At 38.8% G+C, this 23,665-nt stretch carries 15 protein-coding genes; 10 read left to right on the forward strand and 5 right to left on the reverse strand.

Annotation, left to right across the window (positions count from 1 at the left end):
• Positions 1-73 precede the first annotated feature (73 nt).
• The 3 genes from MWU78_RS03405 (at position 74) to MWU78_RS03415 (ending at position 3,414) form a co-directional block, all read left to right on the forward strand.
• The gene (locus MWU78_RS03405; RefSeq protein ID WP_246994978.1) at positions 74-1,357 is read left to right on the forward strand and encodes a citrate synthase; all 1,284 of its coding nucleotides are present in this window, start codon (positions 74-76) and stop codon (positions 1,355-1,357) included.
• Positions 1,358-1,458: 101 nt separating this feature from the next.
• A complete protein-coding gene (locus MWU78_RS03410; RefSeq protein ID WP_246994980.1) occupies positions 1,459-2,373 on the forward strand; it encodes an arginine deiminase family protein in 915 nt (304 codons plus the stop codon).
• A gap of 159 nt (positions 2,374-2,532) precedes the next feature.
• Positions 2,533-3,414 carry an arginine deiminase-related protein gene (locus MWU78_RS03415; RefSeq protein ID WP_246995290.1) on the forward strand — a complete coding sequence of 294 codons (882 nt, stop codon included), beginning with the start codon at positions 2,533-2,535 and terminating at the stop codon, positions 3,412-3,414.
• Positions 3,415-3,431: 17 nt separating this feature from the next.
• On the opposite strand, the gene MWU78_RS03420 is transcribed toward MWU78_RS03415, so the two are convergent.
• Positions 3,432-4,919: a BCCT family transporter gene (locus MWU78_RS03420; protein WP_246994982.1), complete on the reverse strand. Its 1,488-nt coding sequence runs from the start codon at positions 4,917-4,919 to the stop codon at positions 3,432-3,434.
• Between the two features lie 158 nt (positions 4,920-5,077).
• On the reverse strand, positions 5,078-5,503 hold the full coding sequence (locus MWU78_RS03425) for a hypothetical protein (RefSeq protein WP_246994985.1): 426 nt from the start codon (positions 5,501-5,503) through the stop codon (positions 5,078-5,080).
• A 321-nt stretch (positions 5,504-5,824) separates the two neighbouring features.
• Here MWU78_RS03425 and argS point away from each other — a divergent pair, with 321 nt between their 5' ends.
• The 4 genes from argS (at position 5,825) to MWU78_RS03445 (ending at position 14,923) form a co-directional block, all read left to right on the forward strand.
• A complete protein-coding gene (gene argS, locus MWU78_RS03430) occupies positions 5,825-7,609 on the forward strand; it encodes an arginine--tRNA ligase (protein ID WP_246994988.1) in 1,785 nt (594 codons plus the stop codon).
• A 214-nt stretch (positions 7,610-7,823) separates the two neighbouring features.
• The gene (locus MWU78_RS03435; RefSeq protein ID WP_246994990.1) at positions 7,824-10,085 is read left to right on the forward strand and encodes a LamG-like jellyroll fold domain-containing protein; all 2,262 of its coding nucleotides are present in this window, start codon (positions 7,824-7,826) and stop codon (positions 10,083-10,085) included.
• Between the two features lie 145 nt (positions 10,086-10,230).
• Positions 10,231-11,499, forward strand: a complete 1,269-nt coding sequence (locus MWU78_RS03440) for a Gfo/Idh/MocA family oxidoreductase (protein ID WP_246994992.1) — start codon at positions 10,231-10,233, stop codon at positions 11,497-11,499.
• Positions 11,500-11,521: 22 nt separating this feature from the next.
• Complete coding sequence (locus tag MWU78_RS03445; RefSeq protein ID WP_246994994.1) at positions 11,522-14,923, forward strand: DUF1080 domain-containing protein; 3,402 nt, start codon at positions 11,522-11,524, stop codon at positions 14,921-14,923.
• 157 nt (positions 14,924-15,080) lie between these two features.
• Here the strand turns inward: MWU78_RS03445 and MWU78_RS03450 are convergent, their stop codons facing one another.
• The 3 genes from MWU78_RS03450 to MWU78_RS03460 all read right to left on the reverse strand — a co-directional run bounded on the left by MWU78_RS03450 (position 15,081) and on the right by MWU78_RS03460 (position 19,233).
• Entirely contained in the window at positions 15,081-17,642 is a 2,562-nt protein-coding gene (locus MWU78_RS03450; RefSeq protein ID WP_246994996.1) for a carboxypeptidase-like regulatory domain-containing protein, read from the reverse strand.
• Positions 17,626-18,534, reverse strand: a complete 909-nt coding sequence (locus MWU78_RS03455; RefSeq protein ID WP_246994998.1) for a FecR family protein — start codon at positions 18,532-18,534, stop codon at positions 17,626-17,628. The genes MWU78_RS03450 and MWU78_RS03455 overlap by 17 nt, the downstream gene beginning before the upstream one ends.
• Before the next feature lie 186 nt (positions 18,535-18,720).
• Positions 18,721-19,233, reverse strand: coding sequence for an RNA polymerase sigma factor (locus MWU78_RS03460; RefSeq protein WP_246995000.1), 513 nt, complete (start codon positions 19,231-19,233; stop codon positions 18,721-18,723).
• A gap of 115 nt (positions 19,234-19,348) precedes the next feature.
• On the opposite strand from MWU78_RS03460, the gene MWU78_RS03465 reads away from it, so the two are divergent.
• The 3 genes from MWU78_RS03465 to MWU78_RS03475 all read left to right on the forward strand — a co-directional run bounded on the left by MWU78_RS03465 (position 19,349) and on the right by MWU78_RS03475 (position 23,632).
• A complete protein-coding gene (locus tag MWU78_RS03465; protein WP_246995002.1) occupies positions 19,349-21,103 on the forward strand; it encodes a hypothetical protein in 1,755 nt (584 codons plus the stop codon).
• A gap of 138 nt (positions 21,104-21,241) precedes the next feature.
• Positions 21,242-22,579: a signal recognition particle protein gene (gene ffh, locus MWU78_RS03470; protein ID WP_246995004.1), complete on the forward strand. Its 1,338-nt coding sequence runs from the start codon at positions 21,242-21,244 to the stop codon at positions 22,577-22,579.
• Positions 22,580-22,747: 168 nt separating this feature from the next.
• Positions 22,748-23,632: a bifunctional 5,10-methylenetetrahydrofolate dehydrogenase/5,10-methenyltetrahydrofolate cyclohydrolase gene (locus MWU78_RS03475; RefSeq protein ID WP_246995006.1), complete on the forward strand. Its 885-nt coding sequence runs from the start codon at positions 22,748-22,750 to the stop codon at positions 23,630-23,632.
• Positions 23,633-23,665: the final 33 nt, after the last annotated feature.

The raw sequence follows: 23,665 nt of genomic DNA on the forward strand, positions 1-23,665 counted from the left end.
AGAATTCTTCAATTGTTAACCTTGGGTGTTTTTAGTATTTTTACGGAGAATCGAACAAAACAGGAATTTAGGAATGGCGAATAACGCGAGTTTAGAATACAAAGGAAAAAAATTTGAATTTCCAGTTATAGAAGGTACCGAAAATGAAGTGGCTATAGATATCAAAACTATGAGGGCCACTTCTGGTATGATAACGATAGATCCTGGTTTCAAGAATACTGGCTCTTGTGAGAGTGCCATTACTTTTTTGGACGGTGAAAAGGGAATTTTACGGTATCGTGGTTATTCTATTGAGGAATTGGCGGAGAAGGCCGATTTCTTGGAAGTAGCATATTTGTTAATTTTTGGGGAGCTGCCGAATAAGGATCAATTGGCAAAATTCCATAATGATATTAAAGGCGAGTCCCATGTAGATGAGGAGATGAAGAAGATTTTGGATGGTTTTCCGAAATCAGCACATCCAATGGGTGTACTTTCAAGTTTAACCAGTGCGCTAATAGCCTTTAATCCAACATCTGTAAACGTGTCTTCCGAAAAGGAAATGTATTGGGCCATTGTTAGGATTTTGGCAAAGTTTCCGGTTTTGGTTGCCTGGACCCTCAGAAAGAAAAAAGGATGGCCGTTAGACTATGGGGATGATTCTTTGGGTTATGTCGAGAATATCCATAAAATGATGTTCAAGAGACCAAGTCATAGGTATGAGTCGAATAAGATTGTTATAGATGCCTTGGATAAATTACTGATCTTACATGCAGACCATGAGCAAAACTGTTCTACTTCGACGGTGCGTATTGTAGGATCTTCCCATGCAGGTTTATTCGCCTCTATTTCCGCCGGTATATGTGCTCTTTGGGGTCCATTGCACGGTGGGGCAAACCAGGCAGTATTGGAAATGCTCGAGGCCATTGAAGCTGATGGTGGAGATACTAAAAAGTATATGGCCAAGGCCAAGGATAGGAACGATCCATTCCGTTTAATGGGCTTTGGACATAGAGTGTATAAGAATTTTGATCCAAGGGCAAAGATTATCAAAAAAGCCGCGGAGGAAGTTTTGGCCGATTTGGGTATTGATGATCCTATTTTGGATATAGCCAAAGGTTTGGCCAAGGAAGCCCTGGAGGATAAATATTTTGTAGATAGAAAATTATATCCTAATGTTGATTTTTACTCAGGTATTATATATAGGGCCTTGGGAATTCCAACAGAAATGTTTACTGTAATGTTTGCATTGGGCCGCCTACCGGGATGGATTGCCCAATGGAGGGAAATGAGATTGAAAAATGAGCCAATTGGTCGTCCACGACAAGTTTATATAGGCGAGACCTTAAGACCTTTTGTCCCTGTGGAAAAGAGATAAGTAAGGTATAAATTATAATAAACTGCCCTTTGTGTATTTTTCACAAAGGGCAGTTTTTATTTATCAAAATAAGTATTTCTATCTTTACATAAAATTCGGGTATGCTAAAGTTGAATGTACAGGATGAAACTTCGCGATTAAGATCTGTGGTGCTGGGGACTGCCAAAAGCTGTGGCCCCACTCCAAAACCAGATGAAGCCTACGATCCCAAATCATTGGAGCATATATTGGCCGGCACCTATCCCAAAGAGGAGGATATGGTACAGGAAATGGATGGTTTTGCCAAGGTATTTACAAAATACGACGTGCAGGTCTTTAGGCCTAGGGTTTTAAAGGATTGTAATCAAATATTCTCGAGGGATATCGCTTTTGTAATTGATGACAAGCTCGTGAAGGCCAATATTCTTCCGGATAGGGAAAAGGAATTTCAAGCTATCAAATATGTACTTAATAAAATTAATGAAGATCAGATTATTTATCCCCCGAATGAGGTACATATAGAAGGGGGTGATGTTATGCCATGGGGAGAGTATATTTTTATGGGAACCTATACGGGTTTGGACTACCCGGATTATATTACGGCCCGTACAAATAAGGTGGCAGTAGATTTTATTGCCAAACAATTTCCGCATAAAAAGGTAAAGGCATTTGAGCTTCGAAAGTCAAATACCAATGCACGTGAAAATGCACTGCATTTGGATTGTTGTTTTCAGCCCGTTGGTAAGGATAAGGCAATTTTACATAAAAATGGTTTTTTAAAGGAAGAAGAATATCTATGGTTGTTGAATTATTTTGGGAGTGACAATGTTTTTGAGATTACCAAAGAGGAGATGTACAATATGATGAGCAACGTTTTTTCCATTTCCCCGACCGTAGTGGTTTCGGAGCGTAATTTTACCAGATTGAATAATTGGTTACGGGAACATGGCTTTACGGTTGAGGAAATTGCCTACGCAGAGATAGCCAAACAAGAAGGGCTCTTAAGATGTAGCACTTTACCTTTGGTAAGGGATTAATGTAGTCCTAAATTTATCCATATGGCCCATACTGGGAAATAAATAAACTAATTTTGCAGAGATTTAATGCGAAAGTGTTTTGTAATACCCAATTGAAAAGTGAATAATAAAAAGCAAGTTACCAATACCATTTTGATGGTTCGCCCCGTAAATTTTAGAATGAACGAGCAAACCGCAGTTAATAATTATTTTCAGGAGGATCTTGATTTAAAAAATCAGGAAATAAATGCCAGGGCACAGGAGGAGTTTGATGCCCTTGTATTAGTTCTAAGGGAAAAGGGGGTAAATGTTATAGTGGTAGATGACAAAAAGGATGTAGATACCCCAGATTCCATATTCCCAAACAATTGGGTGTCCTTCCATGCAGATGGGACTGTGGGGATTTATCCTATGTTTGCCGAGAACAGAAGAAATGAACGAAGGGAGGATATTCTTGCCATATTGGAACAAAGGGGGTTCGTTATAGAAAATGTAATGGACTATACTTCTGCTGAGGAGGAAGGCTTTTTTCTTGAAGGTACAGGAAGTATTGTTATGGATAGGGTAAATGAAAAGGCGTATTGCGCTCTTTCGGGCAGGGCGGATGAGGATTTATTTATTGAGTTTTGTGAGGATTTTGAATATACCCCTGTTGTGTTTACAGCTAATCAATCCGTGGCCGGTACCCGAAAACCTATTTATCATACAAACGTAATGATGTGTTTGGCTGAAACGTTCGCGGTGATATGTTTGGATTCGATCGACGATAAAAAAGAAAAAAAGAATGTCGTAAACCATTTAAAGCAAGATGGTAAAGAAATTATTGCCATTTCCGAAAAGCAGATGTACCATTTTGCAGGGAATATGCTTCAGGTCTTGGGGATGGGTGATAAACGCTTTTTGGTAATGAGTACGGCTGCCTATAATAGTTTAAGACCTGATCAGGTACAGGCGTTGGAAAAGCATTGTGCCATTATGCATAGTTCTTTGGATACTATTGAAACCTGCGGAGGTGGTAGTGCACGTTGTATGATGGCAGAGGTATTTCTGCCGAAGAATTAAGATCTTAAATCATTTTTTTAATTTTTATTGGCTTTTAGGTAGGAATTCTTATGGTGTCCAAAAAGTTCTTTTAGAAAGACAAAGGTCATAAAGACCATAAAAAAAGCAAAGGGTAGTGAGGTTATGATCAATAGCTTTTGCGCAGCAATCAATACATCCACCTCCGGTTTTGCATTGCCCAATAGAATTAGCGCGATCGTAGCAAGAAAGATAAAAAGGGACCAAATTAAGCGATGCCTCTTGCTGGGGTCTTTTTTGCCTTTATCAGAAAACATACTTAATACAAAAACAGCAGAATCTACGGAGGTTACCAAAAAACCGATTAATAAGACTATAGTGGTAATATTTAGAACCGTGGCAAAGGGATAGTTTCCGAAAAACACAAATATCGAGGAAAATACCCCATCAAATTCACCCTTGTAACTTCCCCACCCTTCTATAAGTTGAAAGGCCGAGGTTCCAAATACCGAAAACCAAAAAAACGTACCCAAACTTGGAATGACCAAAACTCCCAATAACAACTGCCTTAGGCTGCGCCCTTTCGATATTCTAGCGATAAAAATCCCTGTGAAAGGAGCCCATGCCAACCAAAATGCCCAGTAGTAGAAGGTCCAATCGGTAAGAAAAGCCATACCTGGATCGTAACTGCCAAATGCTAAACTCAGGGGTATAAAGTCAATTATATACTGGAAGGTAGCGGCGAAAAAATTGTTCATGACCTTAGGGATGTCGCTTTTAATAAGCGTAAAAAGCAATACCGCCAATGTAATAAGGATGTTGACTTTGGACAATACTTGTATTCCCTTGTTTACTCCTTTCCATGCTGAATAGAAAGCCAAGGCCGAAATGATGGTGGTGAGCAATAGTGTGGCCATTAGACCGAAATTGGAGGAGGAAATGTAATTTAAGCCACCGTTAATTTGGGTAGTCCCTAAGCCTATAGCCGCGACCAACCCGAAAACCGTTGTCATAATGGTAAGCACATCTATACCTGTCCGAGCAACTTTGTTTGGAATTATGTCTTCTATAGTTGAACTTACCAGTACTTTTTTCTTTTTAACAAAGAGATAATAACCAATAATCATTGCAAAAAGTCCATAAAAAGCCCAAGCGGTAAATCCCCACTGGTAAAAGGTGAACTCCAAGGCAAGAATTTCTGGGGGCAAATCCGAAAGGTAAGGCGGGTTTTGTTGCATATAAGTGGGTTCTTGAACCGCTCGGAGTAAAATTCCCGCTCCCATTCCCGCGCTATAGAGCATAGCTGTCCAAGCCCAGACAGTATACTCGGGTTTTTCATTTTTCTTTCCTAATTTAATTTTCCCCAAGGGTGATAGGGCAATTGCAAGCAAAAGAAGAACACATCCTAGCCCGAGATATAAATAGAAATATCCAAAGTGGTTCCTTACCCAAATAGAAGTCATTTCAATAAAATTGTAGGTGGCTTTGGTGGCCACAAACACAATTAAAGTGGATATGGATAGAATTCCAATTGAAATGGAAAGCAACGGATTTTTGCGGTAGGAATTAAATATTTTGATAATATGGATTTTTAGACAAGGTACTAAAAAGCTCCTGAATTTTATGTGATGGTTTTGGACGTTTATCGTGGAATTTATCTGCTTTTATTCTATGGTGGACCATAATATATTTATAAAAAAATATCTTAAATATCCTCTATATTGGGCGGGGCATTGTCGGCCCTATGACCTAGTAATTTGGTAAAGAATTTCTGAATGGCCTTGGTGTCGGATTTTATTTTGATAAAGTATTGGTCCCTGTAAATGGTGTATATGCCAAGATCGGTCTTGTACAGGGTAAACTTGTAATATGGAATAATAAGGCCAAAGGTTTCCAACAGGGATCGAAAACGAATTATGATTCCTTTTGGTCTCAATTCTATATTGCAGGAATTGGTATTGTTGTCCAAAATCAATAGATTTTTAATTTCGATGCTGCTGTCCACAATGAATAATTTGGGAGAGCCTATTCCGTCCAGGGCAAAGCGTTCTTTTAACGTAAAAGGTTTTCCTACTTCTTCGTCTATTTTTCTGGTAATTTCTTTGTTGTTATAGGAAACGTTTAAAAGCATAATTTTTAAGGGTATATAGGTCTAGTTCACGTACTTCGCGTAATTTGGTTTAATAAAGTTATAAAAATATTTCTTCTTTATGATGTACTTATCGCTTTCGTTAACAGTTGTTAAACAAAAAATGGTAGCATAATTTTTATTGATTAATTCTTGATGCCGTAGAGGTTAGAAATTTTAAACATGGCAATAGTTACTGTTCTAAATTTTAACGCAATAATGTGCAAAAAGTACTGTAAAAAAGTAATTGACGAATTCTTGAACAGGCGCTAAGGGGTGAAGAATAAAAATTGCTTAATTTTGCAGCCGTAAACCACGAAATTAATGAACATTCAAGAAGTCCTTACCCAAAAGGTAAAAGAAGCCGTTAGCTCAATTTTTAAAGTTGATTTGCCAAGTGTGGAATTTCAACCTACCCGAAAGGATTTCGCTGGTGATATTACCGCGGTTATTTTTCCAATGTTGCGATTTGTAAAAGGAAATCCTGTGCAAATAGGGGAGCAGATAGGTCAGTTCTTGAAAGATCATGTTAATGAGGTGACCGACTTCAATGTGGTTAAAGGATTTTTGAATATTACCATCAGTAACGAATATTACCTCGATTTTTTTGCTGGTATAAGAAATCAACAAGATTATGGTTTTGTGGCTGAAAAGGAAGGTGAAGCTATGATGGTGGAATATTCTTCACCCAATACCAATAAACCTTTGCATTTGGGCCATGTAAGAAATAATTTGTTGGGATATTCCGTGGCGGAGATTCTTAAGGCTTCGGGAAAGAAGGTTTATAAAACCCAAATAATTAACGATAGGGGAATCCATATTTGTAAAAGCATGTTGGCATGGCAACGCTTTGGTAATGGAGAAACGCCGGAGAGTAGTGGACTAAAAGGGGATAAGTTGGTCGGGAACTATTATGTGGCATTTGACAAGGCCTATAAAGCTGAAATTGCTGCTATGGTTTCTAATGGGGTTGATCAAAAGGTGGCAGAAAAAGAGGCGCCTATCTTGTTGGAGGCCCAAGACATGCTAAGGAAATGGGAGGCCGGAGATGAGGAGGTGGTTTCCTTATGGAAAACTATGAACCAATGGGTTTATGCTGGGTTTGATGTTACGTACAAAAACATGGGGGTCGATTTTGATCAGCTTTATTACGAAAGCAATACCTATTTGTTGGGAAAAGATTTTGTTGAGGATGGGTTGCAAAGAGGTGTCTTTTATAAAAAGGAGGATGGCAGTGTTTGGATAGACCTAACGGATGAAGGGCTTGATGAAAAAATTGTGCTTCGTTCAGATGGTACTGCAGTGTATATGACCCAAGATATTGGTACCGCAATACAAAGGGTGAAGGATAATCCCGATGTAGGTGGTATGGTCTATACAGTAGGTAACGAACAGGATTATCACTTTAAGGTGTTGTTCCTTATCCTAAAAAAATTAGGATTTTCGTGGGCTGAAAAATTGTACCATTTAAGTTATGGCATGGTAGATTTGCCGAGTGGAAAGATGAAGAGTAGGGAAGGTACTGTGGTGGACGCCGATGAATTAATGGACGATATGACCAGGACGGCAGCCGAAATTTCTGAAGAATTAGGTAAGTTGGAAGATTACTCACAGGAGGAGAAGCAAGAACTTTATAAAATTATAGGGCTAGGCGCTCTAAAGTATTATATTCTTAAGGTAGATCCCAAAAAGAGAATTTTGTTCAATCCAGAGGAATCTGTGGATTTTCAAGGAAATACAGGACCTTTTATTCAGTATACCTATGCAAGGATCCAGTCTATTTTGAGAAAGGCGGAAGAATTGGAATATGACTTGAGCAGCACTCCAAAGTTGGTGGATCTGCATGAAAAAGAGAAAGAGTTACTAAAGCAATTGCAGTTATTTCCGGATACAATACAATTGGCAGCGGATAACTTTAGTCCGGCTTTAATTGCGAATTATACCTATGATTTGGTGAAGGAGTTTAATTCTTTTTATCAGAATGTCTCCATATTGGGGGAGCAGGATGAGAACAAAAAGGTTTTTAGGGTTCAATTGGCAAAGAAGGTCAGCGACGTGATAAAATCGGCCTTTGGTCTTTTAGGGATACAGGTGCCAGAAAGGATGTAAACATTGCTGTACCTTTCTTGGATAGTCGGTTTTATTTGACTTAAAATTGAATTGTTCAGTATAGATATACTTCGGATAACTTCCTTGGACGAAATTTTATTTATTCTTAGTAAATTGCGTGGTTAACATAAATGCCCAATCTGGGATTATAACGTAAATATTGCTAAGAATTAGTCCATTTTCTAAATTTTGTTTGCTGTTTTTGCTTTTTTCAATGAAAGTGGGAATAGCTCAGCAATATCATCTTCTTTCGGAAGAGGATAAATGGAAAATACGGCTACAATCACACGTTTTAATAGATATAGATGAAATTACAACGGATAATTTACCTACACTTCTTAAAGGTAATACTCCTTTAGCCCTTTATATTTCAAATTACCAAGAAAATTACAAGCCAATTCTGGGACGATTGATAGGGGAAATGGATTCGCTTATAGTGGTGGGCGATAAGGTTTTTGATGATGATTTTTTTTCAGAGGCATGGGTTCCTCAGATACCAATTCAAAAGGTAGAAACAATTCAATTGGATACCCTTGTCAAGAGTGAGGGTTCCTGGAAGCTAGCTGCAGCAAAGGAATTGGTGGCACTGGAGGTATTGGACAAGGAATTTATAAATGATAGCGTTTTTGTGGATTATTGGAGGCTTTTGGGGAAAATTCCCAATTTTATTCAGATCAGTCCCATTTTCTTCCCTATCGCAGATAGTATTGCTTTGATGTTAAACAAGAGAAGCAAGGTTTTTGGTGCCATAAGATCCAAGGAGGGATTGTTGTATGGGGTAAATTTTAAGAACCATAAGAATCTTATTGTCGACGGATATTTTAGCCTTCCGATAGATTTAAAGGAAAACCTACCTGTGTTTATTCCCCATAAGGCGGGTTATTATTTTTCTCCCGATATAATTTACACGACTCCTGAAAACAGTAATAATCTAAAGGAGTTCATTGGATTCCCCTTAGATTTTGAATATGGATTAACAGATCATTTTGCATTTGGGACTACTATAAAAAATACGATCAGGAAAAATAATAAAGAATTAATTATTAATGAGGTAAAGATTCAGGATGATGCGGTTCAGGGAAAGGTGGGCTATTTTAGTAAGGGTGCCTATGTAGATGCCGGACTTGACAGTAGAACTGCACTGAAAGGAAGTTTTACAATATCTGCTTGGGTAAAGCCTACTGTTCTCAATAATAATAATAGCATCCTCGGGAAAGGGGATAATTTTGTTTTAAAGCTACATGAGGGCTTATTGACCTTTACTATGGCGGATATCAAGGATTATATATCCGACACATCCCCTGTGCCTTTAAATGAATGGACACATGTTGCCTTAGTACATTCCAAACTGAACAATGAGCTCTTGTTTTTTGTTAACGGGGTGCAGACGGATAAGATCCAACTCATTGAGGACTATGACACCTCCGACTATAATATTTTAATAGGAAGTAATTTATGGCAGGAGTTTTTTGTTGGATACCTGACAAATATTAAAATATGGGAGCGTGAATTGAATGCCTTTGAAATTGCCAAGGAGTACCATAAGATAGAATTGAACCAGCCAGAGGAATTATCCCTTTATGCGATAATAGGAATTGTTATAATTTTCCTTGTGGTTATGACTATTTGGCTATTGAAGAGAGGAGCTGCCAAGAGAAAGGTTACTTCAATATCCAAAGGATTTAGAAAAACACAGCCCAATAGTGACTTCAAGAGCTCAAATGATGCTTCCGAAAAAATACTTTGTTTTGGTCCTTTGCGTATAATTACCTCAGAAGGTAATGATATAGCCAAGAAATTGTCGCCAAAACTAAAGCAGTTATTTGTTATTGTTTTGCTGCATAGCATTGGGGATAAAGATGGAATCAGTACTAAAAAGCTTACGGAAGCACTTTGGCCCGGGGTTGGCCTAAAGAATGCAAAAAACACCAGAGGAACCAATATACAGAACCTCAGGGCTATTTTGTCCGTTACCAAAGAAATGAATTTGACATTTCGGGATAAAAATTGGTATTTGGAAATTGGGGAAGATTGCTTTTGTGATTATCAAGCGGTGCTTAATTATTTAAATGACTTGAGTAGGAATGATTTAACAATCAGCTATTTGGAAGAATATTTACCAAAATTGTTTGCTATTTTAAAGGAGGATCGTTTTTTTGTGAATATGAGCAATTCTTGGTTGGATCCCATTGTGGAAAAAATGAGTAATGGAATTATCGAATTCTGCTATGATATATCAAAGAGGTTAGATCTGGAGAAGCACAGCTCCCTGTTGTATGATTTGGCATCGGTGATGTACATCTATGATGATTTAAATGAGAATGCGCTGCAGATTAAATTGCAAATTCTTATTGGTCAGGGAAAATTGAGTTTGGCGCATACGGTGTACGATAATTTCACCAAGCTTTATGAAAAGATTTATGGTGAAATGTATACCGTTAAATTTGAGGATATGGTTGTTGGTAACACCCCATAACACTCGCAAGGATTTGAAATAAAATTTACATAATTCCCTGTTTTTCAATTTTATTACCCCAAATATTACCCCTTTTTTTACGCATTGCGGTTTTTCTTTGTGAGTTTAAATATCAAAACTTCAAATAATTAATAGAATAGAATCAATGGAGAAAAAATCAACCAGCCGTAGGGATTTTGTAAAAAGGTCGCTAGTGGCAGCTGCAGGTATCAGTATTATTCCAAGACATGTAATGGGCGGAACCAATTTTATTCCCCCTAGTGATCAATTGACCAAGGCGGTAATAGGAGTCGGTGGCATGGGCCAGGGACATTTGGATTATGAAGGAACAAGGTTATTGGCAATTTGTGATGCTGATGCAAATCACCTGTCCAACACCCTTAAAAAAGTAGGAAGCAGTGTAAAGGGATATCGGGATTTTAGGGAAGTTTTGCAACGCCCTGATGTGGATATTGTACATATAGCTACTCCTCCCCACTGGCACGGTCTTATGTCTATTATGGCGGCTGAAGCAGGAAAGGATGTTTGGTGTGAAAAACCGATGACAAGGACAATAGGTGAAGGTAAAAAAGTAGTGGAGGCCATGCAACAGCATGGAAAGATGTTCCGTTTGAATACATGGTTCCGTTTTAAGGACAATTTTTACGGAATGGGTACTCCTGTAAAAAAATTGAAGAAGGTAGTGGATAGTGGTGCACTGGGATGGCCACTAAAGGTAACCATCAGTGGTGTTACTGGGTTTAATTGGAAATTTTATTGGGTAGGAAAGGAAAATCTAACGCCTCAGTCAATACCTTCGGAATTGGACTATAACATGTGGCTGGGGCCTGCCCCGGAAAAGCCTTATCATCCACATAGGGTGCACGGCACCTTTAGGGGGTATTGGGATTACGATGGTGGTGGATTGGGCGATATGGGCCAGCACTATATTGATCCGGTACAATACTTTTTAGGAAAAGATAACACCAGTCCTGTTAAGGTTGAGGTGGATGCACCAGAACAACACTATGATGCCATAGGTACCTGGAGAAGAATTACATACACTTATGCCGATGGTTGTCAAATTATTTTGGACGGTGAAAATAGTGATAAGGATGCCGCATATATAGAAGGACCAAATGGAAAAATATATAACGGTTTTAAATCTACGATCCCTAATATTGAGGGATTAATAAATAGTATTCCTGATCCCGAGGAGCAGATTACCGTTTTTTCCGAATCTGTAAAAACCAGACAAAAATTTGCCCTTAATGAAGAAAATGGCCACCGTTCGGCCACTGTAGTAAATATGGGTATTATCGCCTTGAGATTGGGACGTACTTTGGAATTTGATCCGGTAAAACAAGAATTTATCAATGATGAAGAAGCCAATAGATTAATAGACCAACCAATGAGGTCCTCTTGGGCTTATTAACCAATTAATTAGAATTAATAAAATGAATACATTATATAAAAATATAGGTGTGCTAATGTTGTTTTTAGCTACCCTTACCATTAGCGCACAGGATAATAGAACCTTGGATACCAAGGTAGCCGATATTTTGATGCAGTTACCAACGGAAGACCTCGGGCATTCCGATCGTCTAATGCAGGAAATAATCGACTTAGGTGAGAATGGTATCCTCAAATTTACGGAGAAGCTTATGCCTCTTGGTAGCGGAGATGACACCAAAGCGAGATATGCCATACAGAGTGTGGCTATATTCAGTGGAGGGCAACAATCAAAAATCCATAACAGTGTTGTTGAAAGTGCCTTGCTGAAAGCCCTGGAGTCATCGTCTAACAAGGAGGTGAAAACCTTCTTAATGGATCGTCTGATTTATGTAGGAACAGAAGTAAGCGTTCCCGTATTAAGCGAGTACTTGTCCAACAACGATTTATTTAAACCTGCTTTGGCCGCTTTGACATCAATTGGGACTACCGATGCTGCCTTGGCCATTTTGGAAGCTACTGAGGTTGAGGATGTAAACAAACAAGCTGCATTTATAGAGGCTTTGGGAGCCCTGCAATTTGCACCGGCAGAAGAAGTACTGAAGGCTAGGGTAAATTCAACTTCAAAAATAGTTCAACAAAGAGCTTTAATGGCATTGGCAGAGATAGCAAGTCCAAGTTCTTATGAGGTACTTGAAAAAGCTGTCGGGAATTCTGCATATCAATTGGATGACACAAAAAGTATTATTTCTTTTATACACTACGGAAATAGATTGCAGAAAGAGGGCAATACATCCTTAAGTAATACCGTGGCCAACGCCTTGCTTAAAAATTGTAAGATGGACGGCCAGTTGCATTTTCGGTCTGCGGGAATTCATATATTAAGTGCCAATGAAGGAACCTCCTTTACCAAGACACTGCTAAAGGAATCCAAGAATAGTAATAAGAATTATGTGGGTGCCGTATTGGATGCTGCCAGTTCAAATCTTTCACCCAGTGAAGTTGCTCTTTGGGTTAAACAGTATAAGAAGTCATCCACGGAAATTAAGCCTCTTATTATTCGGATGCTCAGTAAAAGTGATGCCGATCTTGTTTTTGACAAGGTTATTTTGAATGCGGTGGTAGACAAGAATATTTCGGTTCGTGAGGCTGGAATAAAATCGTTGTCCTATCAGAATAAAAGCAAGGCATTTCCGGTGTTGTCCAAGAGTTTAAAATTGGCTACATCCCCCGAGGAATATAATGCTATCGAGGAAACCTTGTTGAGGTTGGTCGACGCCAAGGATAGTCAATTATTGGCTAGTCAACTTTCCAGTGTGAATGATCCGGCCAAGGAAGTATTGATCAATGTATTGGCGGCCAGAAACGCTACAGATCAATTTGATACATTAACCGGTGTTGTCGAAACTGGAAGTGAAAATGTTGTTGGTGCAGTATATAAGGCTCTGCCCTCTATTGCATCGGAAAAGGATTTTTCTGCGTTAATTAACCTTTTGGACAAGACAGAAAAGCCAGAAAATATAAAAAATGCCCAGATAGCCATATTGAACATTTTGAATGAAAGTAACGGTAAATATTCAGATGCTGTATTTAAAGAATATAATGGAGCGGCAGATAAGTCGAAATTGTTACCTGTATTGGCTTCTTTAAGTAGTAAGGAGGCATTGGAATTAGTTTCTCAAAGACTTTCTACAGGTAATGAAAGTGAGAAAATGATTGCTTTGGATGCTCTTGCAAGTTGGAAAAACAATGATGCTTTACCGTATCTATTTAAGACGGCCATAACTAGCACTGATGGAGCTATAAGAAAGAATGCTTTTGCTAACTATCTTTCCAAAATACGAAAATCGGATTACCCAGCTGATCAGAAGTTACTTTTGGTAAGGAAATTGATGCCTGAAGCCAAAACCATCACGGAAAAAAAGCAAGTGTTATCTGCAGCACGAAGTATAAAAACTTTTCTTTCCCTGATTTTTGTATCGGAATATTTAGATGACCAAGACTTGTTGACTACCGCTTCCAATGCAGCTATTGCCATTGCTTTGCCAACTCCTGGTGTACAGGATGGCCTAAGTGGCGAAGTGGTCAGGGATATTGTCTCTAGAAGTATAGACAACCTTACAGGTCCAGACAGTCAGTATATTAAAATTGATGTAAAGGAATTTCTGGATAAAATGCCCAATGAAAAAGGCTTTGAGACCATCTTTAATGGAAAGGACTTTGCAGGATGGGAAGGATTGGTACAAAACCCAATTGCCCGTTCCAAAATGTCCTCCAGAAAATTGGCAGCGGAACAGGCCAAGGCCAATGAGCAAATGATGAGGGATTGGTATATTGAAAATGGAGTTATCGGCTTTAAAGGGGAGGGATATAATAATATCTGTACCGTAAAGGATTATGGCGATTTTGAAATGATCGTGGATTGGAAGATTACCAATGGCGGCGATAGTGGTATTTATCTTAGAGGTACGCCCCAGGTTCAAATTTGGGATATCGCTAGAGTGGATGCGGGTGCGCAAGTTGGTTCAGGTGGCTTGTACAACAACCAGAAACATGAGAGCAAACCACTTCAGGTAGCGGACAACCCTATTGATGAGTGGAATACCTTTAGAATTAAAATGGTTGGTGAGCGAGTTACCGTACATTTAAATGGAGTCTTGGTAACGGACAATGTTGTTTTGGAAAACTATTGGGATCGCAAACAGGCCATTTTTGCCAAAGAAGCCATAGAATTACAGGCCCATGGGGAAGATCTTGGCTTTAGGAATATTTATGTGAGGGAGATTGGTTCTGGTGATGATCAATTGACAGAAGCCGAAAAGAAAGAAGGTTTTAAGTCTTTGTTGAACGGAAAGGATCTTGATCATTGGGTAGGAAATAAGACCGACTATGTTATGGAAAACAATGAGCTTCTGGTACGCCCTAAAAGAGGTGGGCACGGTGACTTGTTTACGGCGGAAGAATATTCCGATTTCATTTTCAGATTTGACTTTAAGTTAACACCAGGGGCCAATAATGGTTTGGGTATTCACGCTCCATTGGAAGGGGATGCTGCCTATGAAGGTAAGGAACTGCAGATTTTGGACGACACTGCCGAAATATATGCCAATCTAAAACCTTACCAATACCATGGTTCCGTATACGGAATTATTGCGGCAAAAAGAGGTGCCCTGAACCCAGTAGGGGAGTGGAATTCACAAGAGGTGGTCGTTAAAGGAAATCACGTTAAAATAACCTTGAATGGTACCGTAATAGTGGATGGAGATTGGAAAGAAGCCTCCAAGAACGGGACGGCAGACCATAAAGAACACCCAGGCCTGGAAAGGAATACGGGTCATATTGGTTTCTTGGGGCATGGTGCCGAATTGGCCTTTAGGAATATTAGAATAAAGGATTTGAGCAAATAATTTGATTGATTATTTATTTATATGCCGGGAGTTTTGGATAAGTGTTATCCTAAAGCTTCCGGCTTTTTTGTGGCAATAATCCAAGGTGAATGAATTTAATTAATCCGGATAAGGTCCTAAACCGGTTATCTAGCTCTGACTTTTGTAGCTGTAATACCTAAAAGCTCATTCGGAAACTAAAGTTGGGTGTAATGCCAAGGGATATCTGTTCGACCGTTTCAATTTCATTTTGGTCATCTATGCGGTAATAGGTGTTGAGGATATTTTTTTTGTTCAAAATATTCAACACGGAAGCGCCAACAGAAGATTTTATACCTGTGCCTATTTTAAAGTTATAGATAACGGAAGCATCTGCCCTCAGATAGGCGGGAAGTCTACTGCTGTTAGGGTCTTCGTAGTTAATTTTGTTGGGAAAAACATCGATTATTATAGAATTGTTTCCCTCTTGTGGCTTTGTGTAGGGTTTTCCCGTATGATAATTGGCGCCAAGTCCCATTCTGAAATTTTTATAGGTATATGTTCCAGCAAAAGTTAGGGTGTGTTTTATGTCCAGGTTATTGGGGAATTTGCTAGGTGTAATATTCTCAAAAGTATAATTGTTGGTATTATAGGCATAGCTGAACCAAGTGCTATAGGTAGCTGTTTTTTTGTTGATTAAAAATTCGATGCCGGAAACATCATACTTTCCTATTTCGCCACTAAATTGATTCTGATTTTGAAATCCCTGTGTAGCGGTACTTATGCCGTCAACCTTTTTGTAGAACCCTTCAATTCCCACGTAAAGTGTGTTTTTGTCGTAGTTAAGACCTAATGATATTTGCTTACTTTTTGTAATAGGCAGGATATCGTCGTCCGAAAGAATCCATCGCCTTTTTTCAATTCCCAGAAAATTCTGCTCCAAGTCGATTATTTGGTTGGTGGTCTGACTTTTGAATTCTCCCAACAATTCGGTCTTAAAACCATCGGCCAAGGCATAATTGATGTTTAGTCTAGGCTCAAGGATTATTTTCTCAAAAGTTTTAAAAGTTTTAAGATTTTTAATGTAGTTTAATCTAAGCCCTCCTCTGGCTATCAATTTTTTATTCTTGGACTCATAATCCAATTCCGAAAAAAGGGAATGGGTCAATATAACCCCTTTGATATTGCTTTTGTAAGTAGGTTGACTAACTTGAGTGAAATTGGTTATGCCTACTTCGTTCAATTGATATCCATTAAGCCAGTTAAGTCCATTTGCCAATTTGTAATTGGTGTTTAGCTTTACAGCCTTTTCCAAAACCTGGTTACTTTGAAAAAGTTGTTGGGATTCCGAAGGAATGTTTTGGGAGTCCAAGTTGTAACTGGTATAGTATAGGTTTAAATGAGTGCTCCATTTGGAATTCCATATACTTTCCAGACTACCTCCAAAGGAAAGGTTGGCTTGATCCAATAAACTTGTTGCGGTGCGATCCTCAGTTTTTTCAGTATACCTAAGGTGATTATTGGTGTTGATAAGGCTTATTCTCACTTTTTGATTTTCATTGATGTCATAAAGCAATTTGCCTGTAAAATCATAAAAGTAAAAATCCTCGTTCCTCACAATATTTTCATCATTGGAGGGGTTGTCATTGTCCTTAACTTCACTATCCTGAAAAACCTTATCAAAAAATCGATTGTAAGTTGGGGTGTTAATAAAATCTGTGGTAGAACGTCTGCCTGAAAATTGAACGGAAACTTTTTCTGAAAGGGGAAGATGTCCGTACACATCGCCACTTAATAAATTAAATCCCGCTCCTCCAATGAATGAATCTGTTATGTTGTTTCTAGTGCTGATGTTTATAACACTACTCACTCCATCACCATATTGAACGCTGGTACCGTTTTTTATAATGTTGACCTTTTCTATTAAATAGGGGTTAAAGGCGGATATCAAGCCAAAAAAATGTCCGGATTGGTACATTTTGATCCCATCCCAAAGCACCAAATTTTGGTCGTTTGTACCTCCCCTAACGTTAATGTCGGACACTGTTTCGTCTACACTCTTAATTCCTGGTAAAGCCTGAATGGTCTGAAGAACATCTGGTTCTATTAGACCAGGTAAAATTCCGAATTTATCCGTATTTAATTCTATGCTGGCATCGGGTTTCTTGGTTATACCTGTGGTTAGGAACTGGTAAACAACCACCTCTTCCAATTGTTGGTAGTTTGGTGATAATAAGATGGTCTTGCAAGGATTGTTTCCTGTTAGTTCTTCCGCTGTCAAATATTTGGTTTTAAACCCAAGGTGTTTAATCGCTATATTGGCGTTTCTAGGAACCTCCTTTAAATAAAACTTTCCTTCCAAATCTGTAATTTGTGATATGCTGTTGCCCAAAACTTCTACAGTGGCATTCATTATAGTGCTGTTCTCAAAATTGTCAACAACATTGGCGCAGATATCCACGAAGTTAGGTTTGGATATGGCAAAATACCGCTCATCCAATTTGGTAATGTTAAGCAGGGTATTCTTGCGTAGGTCCTCAATTATTTCAGGTAGCGAATTGCTATCGGGAACTGTAATCTGTATGGGTCGTAAGTCTTCATCTGCATAGGAGAACTTTATATTAAATTCTCTTTCCAGTTCCTCTATATAGCTTATTAGGTTTGTTTTTTGGGTAGAAGTTATCTGTGCTCTAGCGGGTGAAGCAACTAGACATATATAAAGACCAATAAGAAATACATAGTATTTATGGTGTTTCAGCATAGAATAGCACTTTATTCCCCTCTAATTTATATTTCATTTGAGAAGGAGTACTTATACTTTGCAACGCTAAATCTCTGTTGGTATTGCTAAAGGACCCGGTAAATAATTGTTCGGTGTCAATATTTTGGGTAACGACCTCTAAATTGAACTGCCTTTGAAATTCATCCAAAACATATTTCAATGGAATACTTTTGAAATTACTTTCGTCGCGGATCCAGGATGGTTCCTTAATATTAGGGATTTCCAAGGCATGTGCTTCGCCATTGATGACTACCAAGGAATTTCCTGCAGGAAGTTTAACCTCCTTTTTGTTGTAGATAACACTTACCAACCCCTCATAACAAGCAACTTCAAAGTAGTCTTTTCTGTTTTCTACATTGAACTGTGTACCTAATACGGTAACGGTTCCATTTTCTGTAGTGACGGTAAAACGTTTGCCTTTAGCAACTTTAAAAAAAGCTTCCCCGTTAAGGGCTATATTTCGTTTGTTATCCCAATTCTTTTTACTGTAGGAAATTTGGGAATCCGCATTTAATTGAACTTCCGAGGCATCGGGAAGTACTATTTCCGCCCTTTCCGCATATTGAGTGCTTACTTCTTCGTTCAAAGAACCGTAATATAAAAAGGTGGCCGTAAAAATCAAGGCTATGGCAGCAGCAATGCTCAAATACTTTTTAAAAGGATTTAGTTTAACTACTTTGATCTCTTTGGAAACTTTTTGCTTGTTTAGGTCTTCCCACGCTTTAGCCATGTCAAAATCCGGGCCAACCAAATTATCGGTGGCCTCACGTAATTTCACATACGAGGCGTATTCCTTGGACTCTTTAAATTTAACGACCTCCTCTTCGGAAAGTTCGTTGTTGAGCCATTTTGCCAAATAATTTTCTTGCATGGTTTCTAGCTTTATATAGGTATAACAATCAAAAAAGAAAATACCCTACTTTTAAATAAACATTTATTATTGGTATTGAGTTTTTAATATTGAGTATGGGGGACTGGTACTTCAGCATAAAATGAAAATTTTATGACCCTATTTAACATAAAACAATCCAGTTGCTCATTAACTCATTACTATCCCTTATATCCCTTCAATCTGTTCCCTGAGCGTTTTTAAGGCCAAATGCATCCTTTTTTCAATAGCTTTTACACTTACTCCTTCCATATCCGCGATTTCTGCATATTTCTTTCCATCAATCCTATTCAGTAAAAATGTAGTGCGCTGGTTTTCTGGTAAGGCCTGCAGCGCACGTTCCAATTTTTCTTTATATTCTTGTTCCTCCATGATAAAGTCAGGTGATTCATTCACCACGGCATTGGTTTCCGGTGCGTACTTTAATCTAACTTTTTCTGCCTTTATTACGTTTAAATATAAGTTGTTCGCAATGGTATATACGTAAGATTTTGCCTTGTCCGGAGCAACCTTGGAACAGTTCTCCCATAATTTTATAAAGGCCTCCTGTACAACGTCATACGCTTTCTCCTCATTGCCGAACTTATAATATATATAATTAAAAACCGTTTTGGAATGGGTGCTGAAGATGGAAGCGTAAACTTTATCCTCGCATACATGTTCTTCTTTGATAGCTTTCAATCCTTCTTATTTTTATTTTTTTTCAAAGATATTTTAAAAAAAATGAAATATCGGGTAGGGTATTTTAAAAGTGGGTTGTTTTAGATATATACGAACAAATAAAAACCAAATCGTTATGAAAAAGTTTATGTCATATTTAATGTACGGGAGCCTACTGCTGGTGGCATTAAATTTCACCTCTTGTCAAGAAGAGTTTGAAGAATTACCTGGAGAGGATAACCAGGAAGCTATTTTAGCCAGTTCAAGTACTGGAATATTAATACAAAGAACTTCTTCCAAAGATGGTTCATATGATAATATAGTTGATGGTGCCAGTTGTTTTGCAATCAACTTTCCTTATGTGGTAACTGTGAATGGCTTAGATGTCCATATCGATGCTGTTGAAGATTTAAAGTTGATAAAGCAAATTTTTAATGAAGTAGAGGTAGATGATGATATCTTGGAAATTATTTTCCCTATACAGATAACTTTATCGGATTATACCGAAATAACTATAAATAGCAAGGAACAACTACGTGAGAGGGTAGAGGAATGTATTGAAGGTGGTGATGACGATGACATAGAATGTATAGATTTTGTGTATCCTATCGTAGTGTATTCCTTTGATATTAATCTACAGCAAACCGGTAATGTAACCGTGGAAAATGATATGCAATTAAGACGCTATTTTGCGGAGCGTGGAGATGATGATCTTCTGAGTTTTGATTTCCCAATTACCTTGGAGTTATATGACGATACCAAGGTGAGTGTAAGTAATAATGCTGAATTGGCCAATGCTATTGAAACAGCCAAAAGTGAATGTGATGAGGATGATGATGACGATTATGATGATGACTTTACCCAAGAGCGTTTGGAAGAATATCTTGTTGCCTGCCCATGGTTGGTGAATGAAGTAATAAGGGCTAATGTAGACAACACAGGTCAGTATTTTGACTACGTAATGAATTTTACCGAAGACGGAAGTGTGGTAATGAAAGATAGGGTCGGTAACAGTTTAATGGGAACTTGGAGCACCAGAATTGGTGAGAACAGGGTGTTGTTGAAGTTGGAGTTTGAGGCTTTGGCCGATTTTGATCTGGAGTGGTTTGTTTATGATCTGGAAGATGGTAAAATTAAATTGTATGCCGGTGAAGGAGAGAAGATCATTATGAAAAAGGCATGTGATATCGTAGACAATACACCAGATACCTTGAGGGAAATTTTGAAAGAATGTAGCTGGGTCATTAAAAAGGTGAAGCTGAACAACGAGGATGTTGATAGACTTTTAGGATATGAGTTTAGTTTTCATGCTGAAGGAGTGGTAACTTTAAGTAACGAGTCCAATATTTCCGAAGGAACATGGGCTATCACTACCAATGCCCAAGGACGTTTGGTAATGGCCATTACCATGGGAGACGAGCCAGGGGTAAGCTTTGAATGGTTGTTGTCCGATCTAAGGGACAAACGCTTAGGGTTTAGTATTGAGGATTCCAATTATGAACTTATTTTGGAAAGGGTTTGTGATGATAATTCCGATGATGACGATGTTGCCGAAATAAGAAATATTATGATGGGTGGTGAATGGGTGATTGCAAAATATACGGAGGGCGTTAATGATGAAACCCAGAATTATGCTGCATTTACCTTTGCTTTTCAAGCAGAACTTGCCGTTCATGTTACCACAGGAGAAACTGGACCTACCTTCCCAGGACTATGGAGAATAATCAGGGATAGCGAGGGGGAATTGAAATGTTATCTTAATTTTGGTTTGGCCACTGCTATGCAGGTCTTAATGGACGACTGGGAAATTGTTTCCATAACCAATGAACGTATAGAGTTAAAGATGATTAATGAGAACAGCATAGAGGTTCTCGTTTTCGAAAAGAAATAAAAATTTTGCCCCAATTTTTGGAAAAGGGTGGCTTCTTTAAGAGGCTGCCCTTTTTTTGCGTTTATATTTTTCATCTCCGGCTTCAGACTTACGGCAGTTATTCTTAAATTTGCCCTTTCTTGATAATTCAGTAAGACTATGTTCGACAATTTAAGTGAAAAGTTAGATAAGGCGTTACATGTTCTAAAAGGGCATGGACAAATTACGGAGATTAATGTTGCGGAAACCTTAAAGGAAGTGCGTAGGGCACTTTTGGATGCGGATGTCAACTTTAAGATAGCCAAGGAATTTACCAACAAGGTCAAGGAAAAGGCGTTGGGACAAGATGTATTGACCTCCCTACAACCTGGCCAGTTAATGGTGAAGTTGGTAAAGGATGAGCTTACAGAACTTATGGGCGGTGATGCAGAGGGCATCGATCTGTCAGGAACACCTTCAGTAATCCTAATGTCCGGTTTACAAGGTTCGGGTAAAACGACCTTTTCCGGGAAATTGGCCAATTATCTTCTTACCAAAAAGAATAAGAAACCGTTGTTGGTAGCCTGTGATGTTTATAGACCAGCGGCTATTGATCAACTTCATGTGGTTGGTGAGCAGATTGGAGTAGAAGTTTTTTCCGATAGGGGCAACAATGATCCAGTAGCCATATCCAAGGCAGGTATTGCCCATGCAATGGCCAATGGTTTTAATGTGGTTATTATAGATACAGCGGGTCGTTTGGCGGTGGATGAGCAAATGATGAATGAAATTGCCAACATTCATAAAGCCATACAACCTCAGGAAACTCTATTTGTGGTCGACTCCATGACTGGTCAGGATGCGGTTAATACGGCCAAAGCGTTTAACGATGTACTTAATTTTGATGGTGTTATACTAACAAAATTGGATGGGGATACCCGTGGTGGAGCCGCAATTTCCATTAAATCGGTTGTTAATAAACCCATTAAGTTTATTGGTACCGGAGAAAAGATGGATGCCATAGATGTCTTCTATCCTTCCCGTATGGCCGAGAGAATCCTCGGAATGGGTGATGTTGTGTCTTTGGTGGAAAGGGCCCAAGAGCAGTTTGACGAAGAGGAAGCTAGAAAAATTCAAAAGAAAATAGCCAAGAACAAATTTGGTTTCGATGATTTTTTAAGCCAGATCCAGCAGATAAAAAAGATGGGTAGTCTTAAAGATCTTATGGGAATGATCCCAGGTGCAGGAAAGGCGTTAAAGGGATTGGATATAGATGATGATGCCTTTAAACACATAGAGGCCATTATACATTCCATGACCCCGGACGAGCGTTCTACGCCTGCGAAATTAAATGCGAGTCGTAAAAAGCGAATAGCCAAAGGTAGCGGTACCAGCATTCAGGAGATAAATCAATTGTTGAAGCAATTTGATCAAATGAGCAAGATGATGAAAATGATGCAAGGCGGTGGGGGCAAAAAAATGATGCAAATGATGGGTGCCATGAAGGGGATGAAGTAATATTGGGCAAGGGTCTAGGTTCCCGGTGTAAAAGAGATGTCCAAATGGCAAAGATTGAAAGGCTTGAATATTTGGAAATAGGAAGATTATTACAATACATGATTAACAACCCGGGCAAGTTTGGTGTGTATGGACTGCTAACTGCCACTGGGAACTGAATACTAAAAAATGGAATTACTAGACGGTAAAAAAGTATCGAATCAAATTAAGGAGGAAATAGCTGCCGAAGTAGCTAAAATGAGGGAGCGTGGTGAAAAGGTACCACATTTGGCAGCGGTAATAGTAGGGAACGATGGTGCCAGTCTTACCTATGTTGGCAGTAAGGTAAGGTCCTGTGAGAAAGTGGGGTTCGAATCTACTTTGGTGCAGCTGCCCAGCACAACCTCCGAACAGGAGTTGTTGAGCAAAATCGAAGAACTTAACCAGAATGAGGATATAGACGGATTTATAGTTCAGTTGCCTTTGCCGGAGCAGATCAATACCCAGCGCGTTTTGTTGGCAGTAGATCCGGATAAGGATGTGGACGGATTTCATCCAACCAATTTTGGAAAGATGGCCTTGGATATGAGTACTTTTATTCCGGCAACTCCTTTTGGAATTCTGGAACTTTTGGAAAGATATAAGGTTGAGACCAAGGGGAAACATACCGTCGTTATTGGCCGAAGCCATATTGTGGGTAGGCCTATGAGTATACTTATGGGAAGAAAAGGCTGGCCGGGAAACTCCACGGTAACCTTGACGCATAGCCATACCAAGAACATTACACAAATAATTTCACAGGCAGACATTGTTATTTCTGCGTTGGGAGTGCCCAACTTTTTAAAGGCCGAAATGGTTAAGGACGATGCAGTAATCATCGATGTGGGTATTACGCGTGTCCCGGATGACACCAAAGAAAGAGGATATTATATCACTGGTGATGTAGATTTTGAGAACGTAAGCAAGAAGGCCTCCTTTATTACTCCGGTTCCTGGAGGTGTGGGGCCAATGACAATTGCGATGTTGTTAAAAAACACTTTATTGGCAAGGGAAAGGCATAGAAGCCTAAAATAATACTGGAAGACCGCAAAACCTTTAATTTGCGGT

The organism is Arenibacter sp. F26102, assembly GCF_023015865.1.
Lineage (GTDB): Bacteria > Bacteroidota > Bacteroidia > Flavobacteriales > Flavobacteriaceae > Arenibacter.

Coding starts and splice junctions, on each gene's coding strand:
- MWU78_RS03405 (WP_246994978.1), top strand. CDS start 74: ATGGCGAATAACGCGAGTTTAGAATACAAAGGAAAAAAATTTGAATTT.
- MWU78_RS03410 (WP_246994980.1), top strand. CDS start 1,459: ATGCTAAAGTTGAATGTACAGGATGAAACTTCGCGATTAAGATCTGTG.
- MWU78_RS03415 (WP_246995290.1), top strand. CDS start 2,533: ATGAACGAGCAAACCGCAGTTAATAATTATTTTCAGGAGGATCTTGAT.
- MWU78_RS03425 (WP_246994985.1), bottom strand. CDS start 5,503: ATGCTTTTAAACGTTTCCTATAACAACAAAGAAATTACCAGAAAAATA.
- argS (WP_246994988.1), top strand. CDS start 5,825: ATGAACATTCAAGAAGTCCTTACCCAAAAGGTAAAAGAAGCCGTTAGC.
- MWU78_RS03435 (WP_246994990.1), top strand. CDS start 7,824: ATGAAAGTGGGAATAGCTCAGCAATATCATCTTCTTTCGGAAGAGGAT.
- MWU78_RS03440 (WP_246994992.1), top strand. CDS start 10,231: ATGGAGAAAAAATCAACCAGCCGTAGGGATTTTGTAAAAAGGTCGCTA.
- MWU78_RS03445 (WP_246994994.1), top strand. CDS start 11,522: ATGAATACATTATATAAAAATATAGGTGTGCTAATGTTGTTTTTAGCT.
- MWU78_RS03450 (WP_246994996.1), bottom strand. CDS start 17,642: ATGCTGAAACACCATAAATACTATGTATTTCTTATTGGTCTTTATATA.
- MWU78_RS03455 (WP_246994998.1), bottom strand. CDS start 18,534: ATGCAAGAAAATTATTTGGCAAAATGGCTCAACAACGAACTTTCCGAA.
- MWU78_RS03465 (WP_246995002.1), top strand. CDS start 19,349: ATGAAAAAGTTTATGTCATATTTAATGTACGGGAGCCTACTGCTGGTG.
- ffh (WP_246995004.1), top strand. CDS start 21,242: ATGTTCGACAATTTAAGTGAAAAGTTAGATAAGGCGTTACATGTTCTA.
- MWU78_RS03475 (WP_246995006.1), top strand. CDS start 22,748: ATGGAATTACTAGACGGTAAAAAAGTATCGAATCAAATTAAGGAGGAA.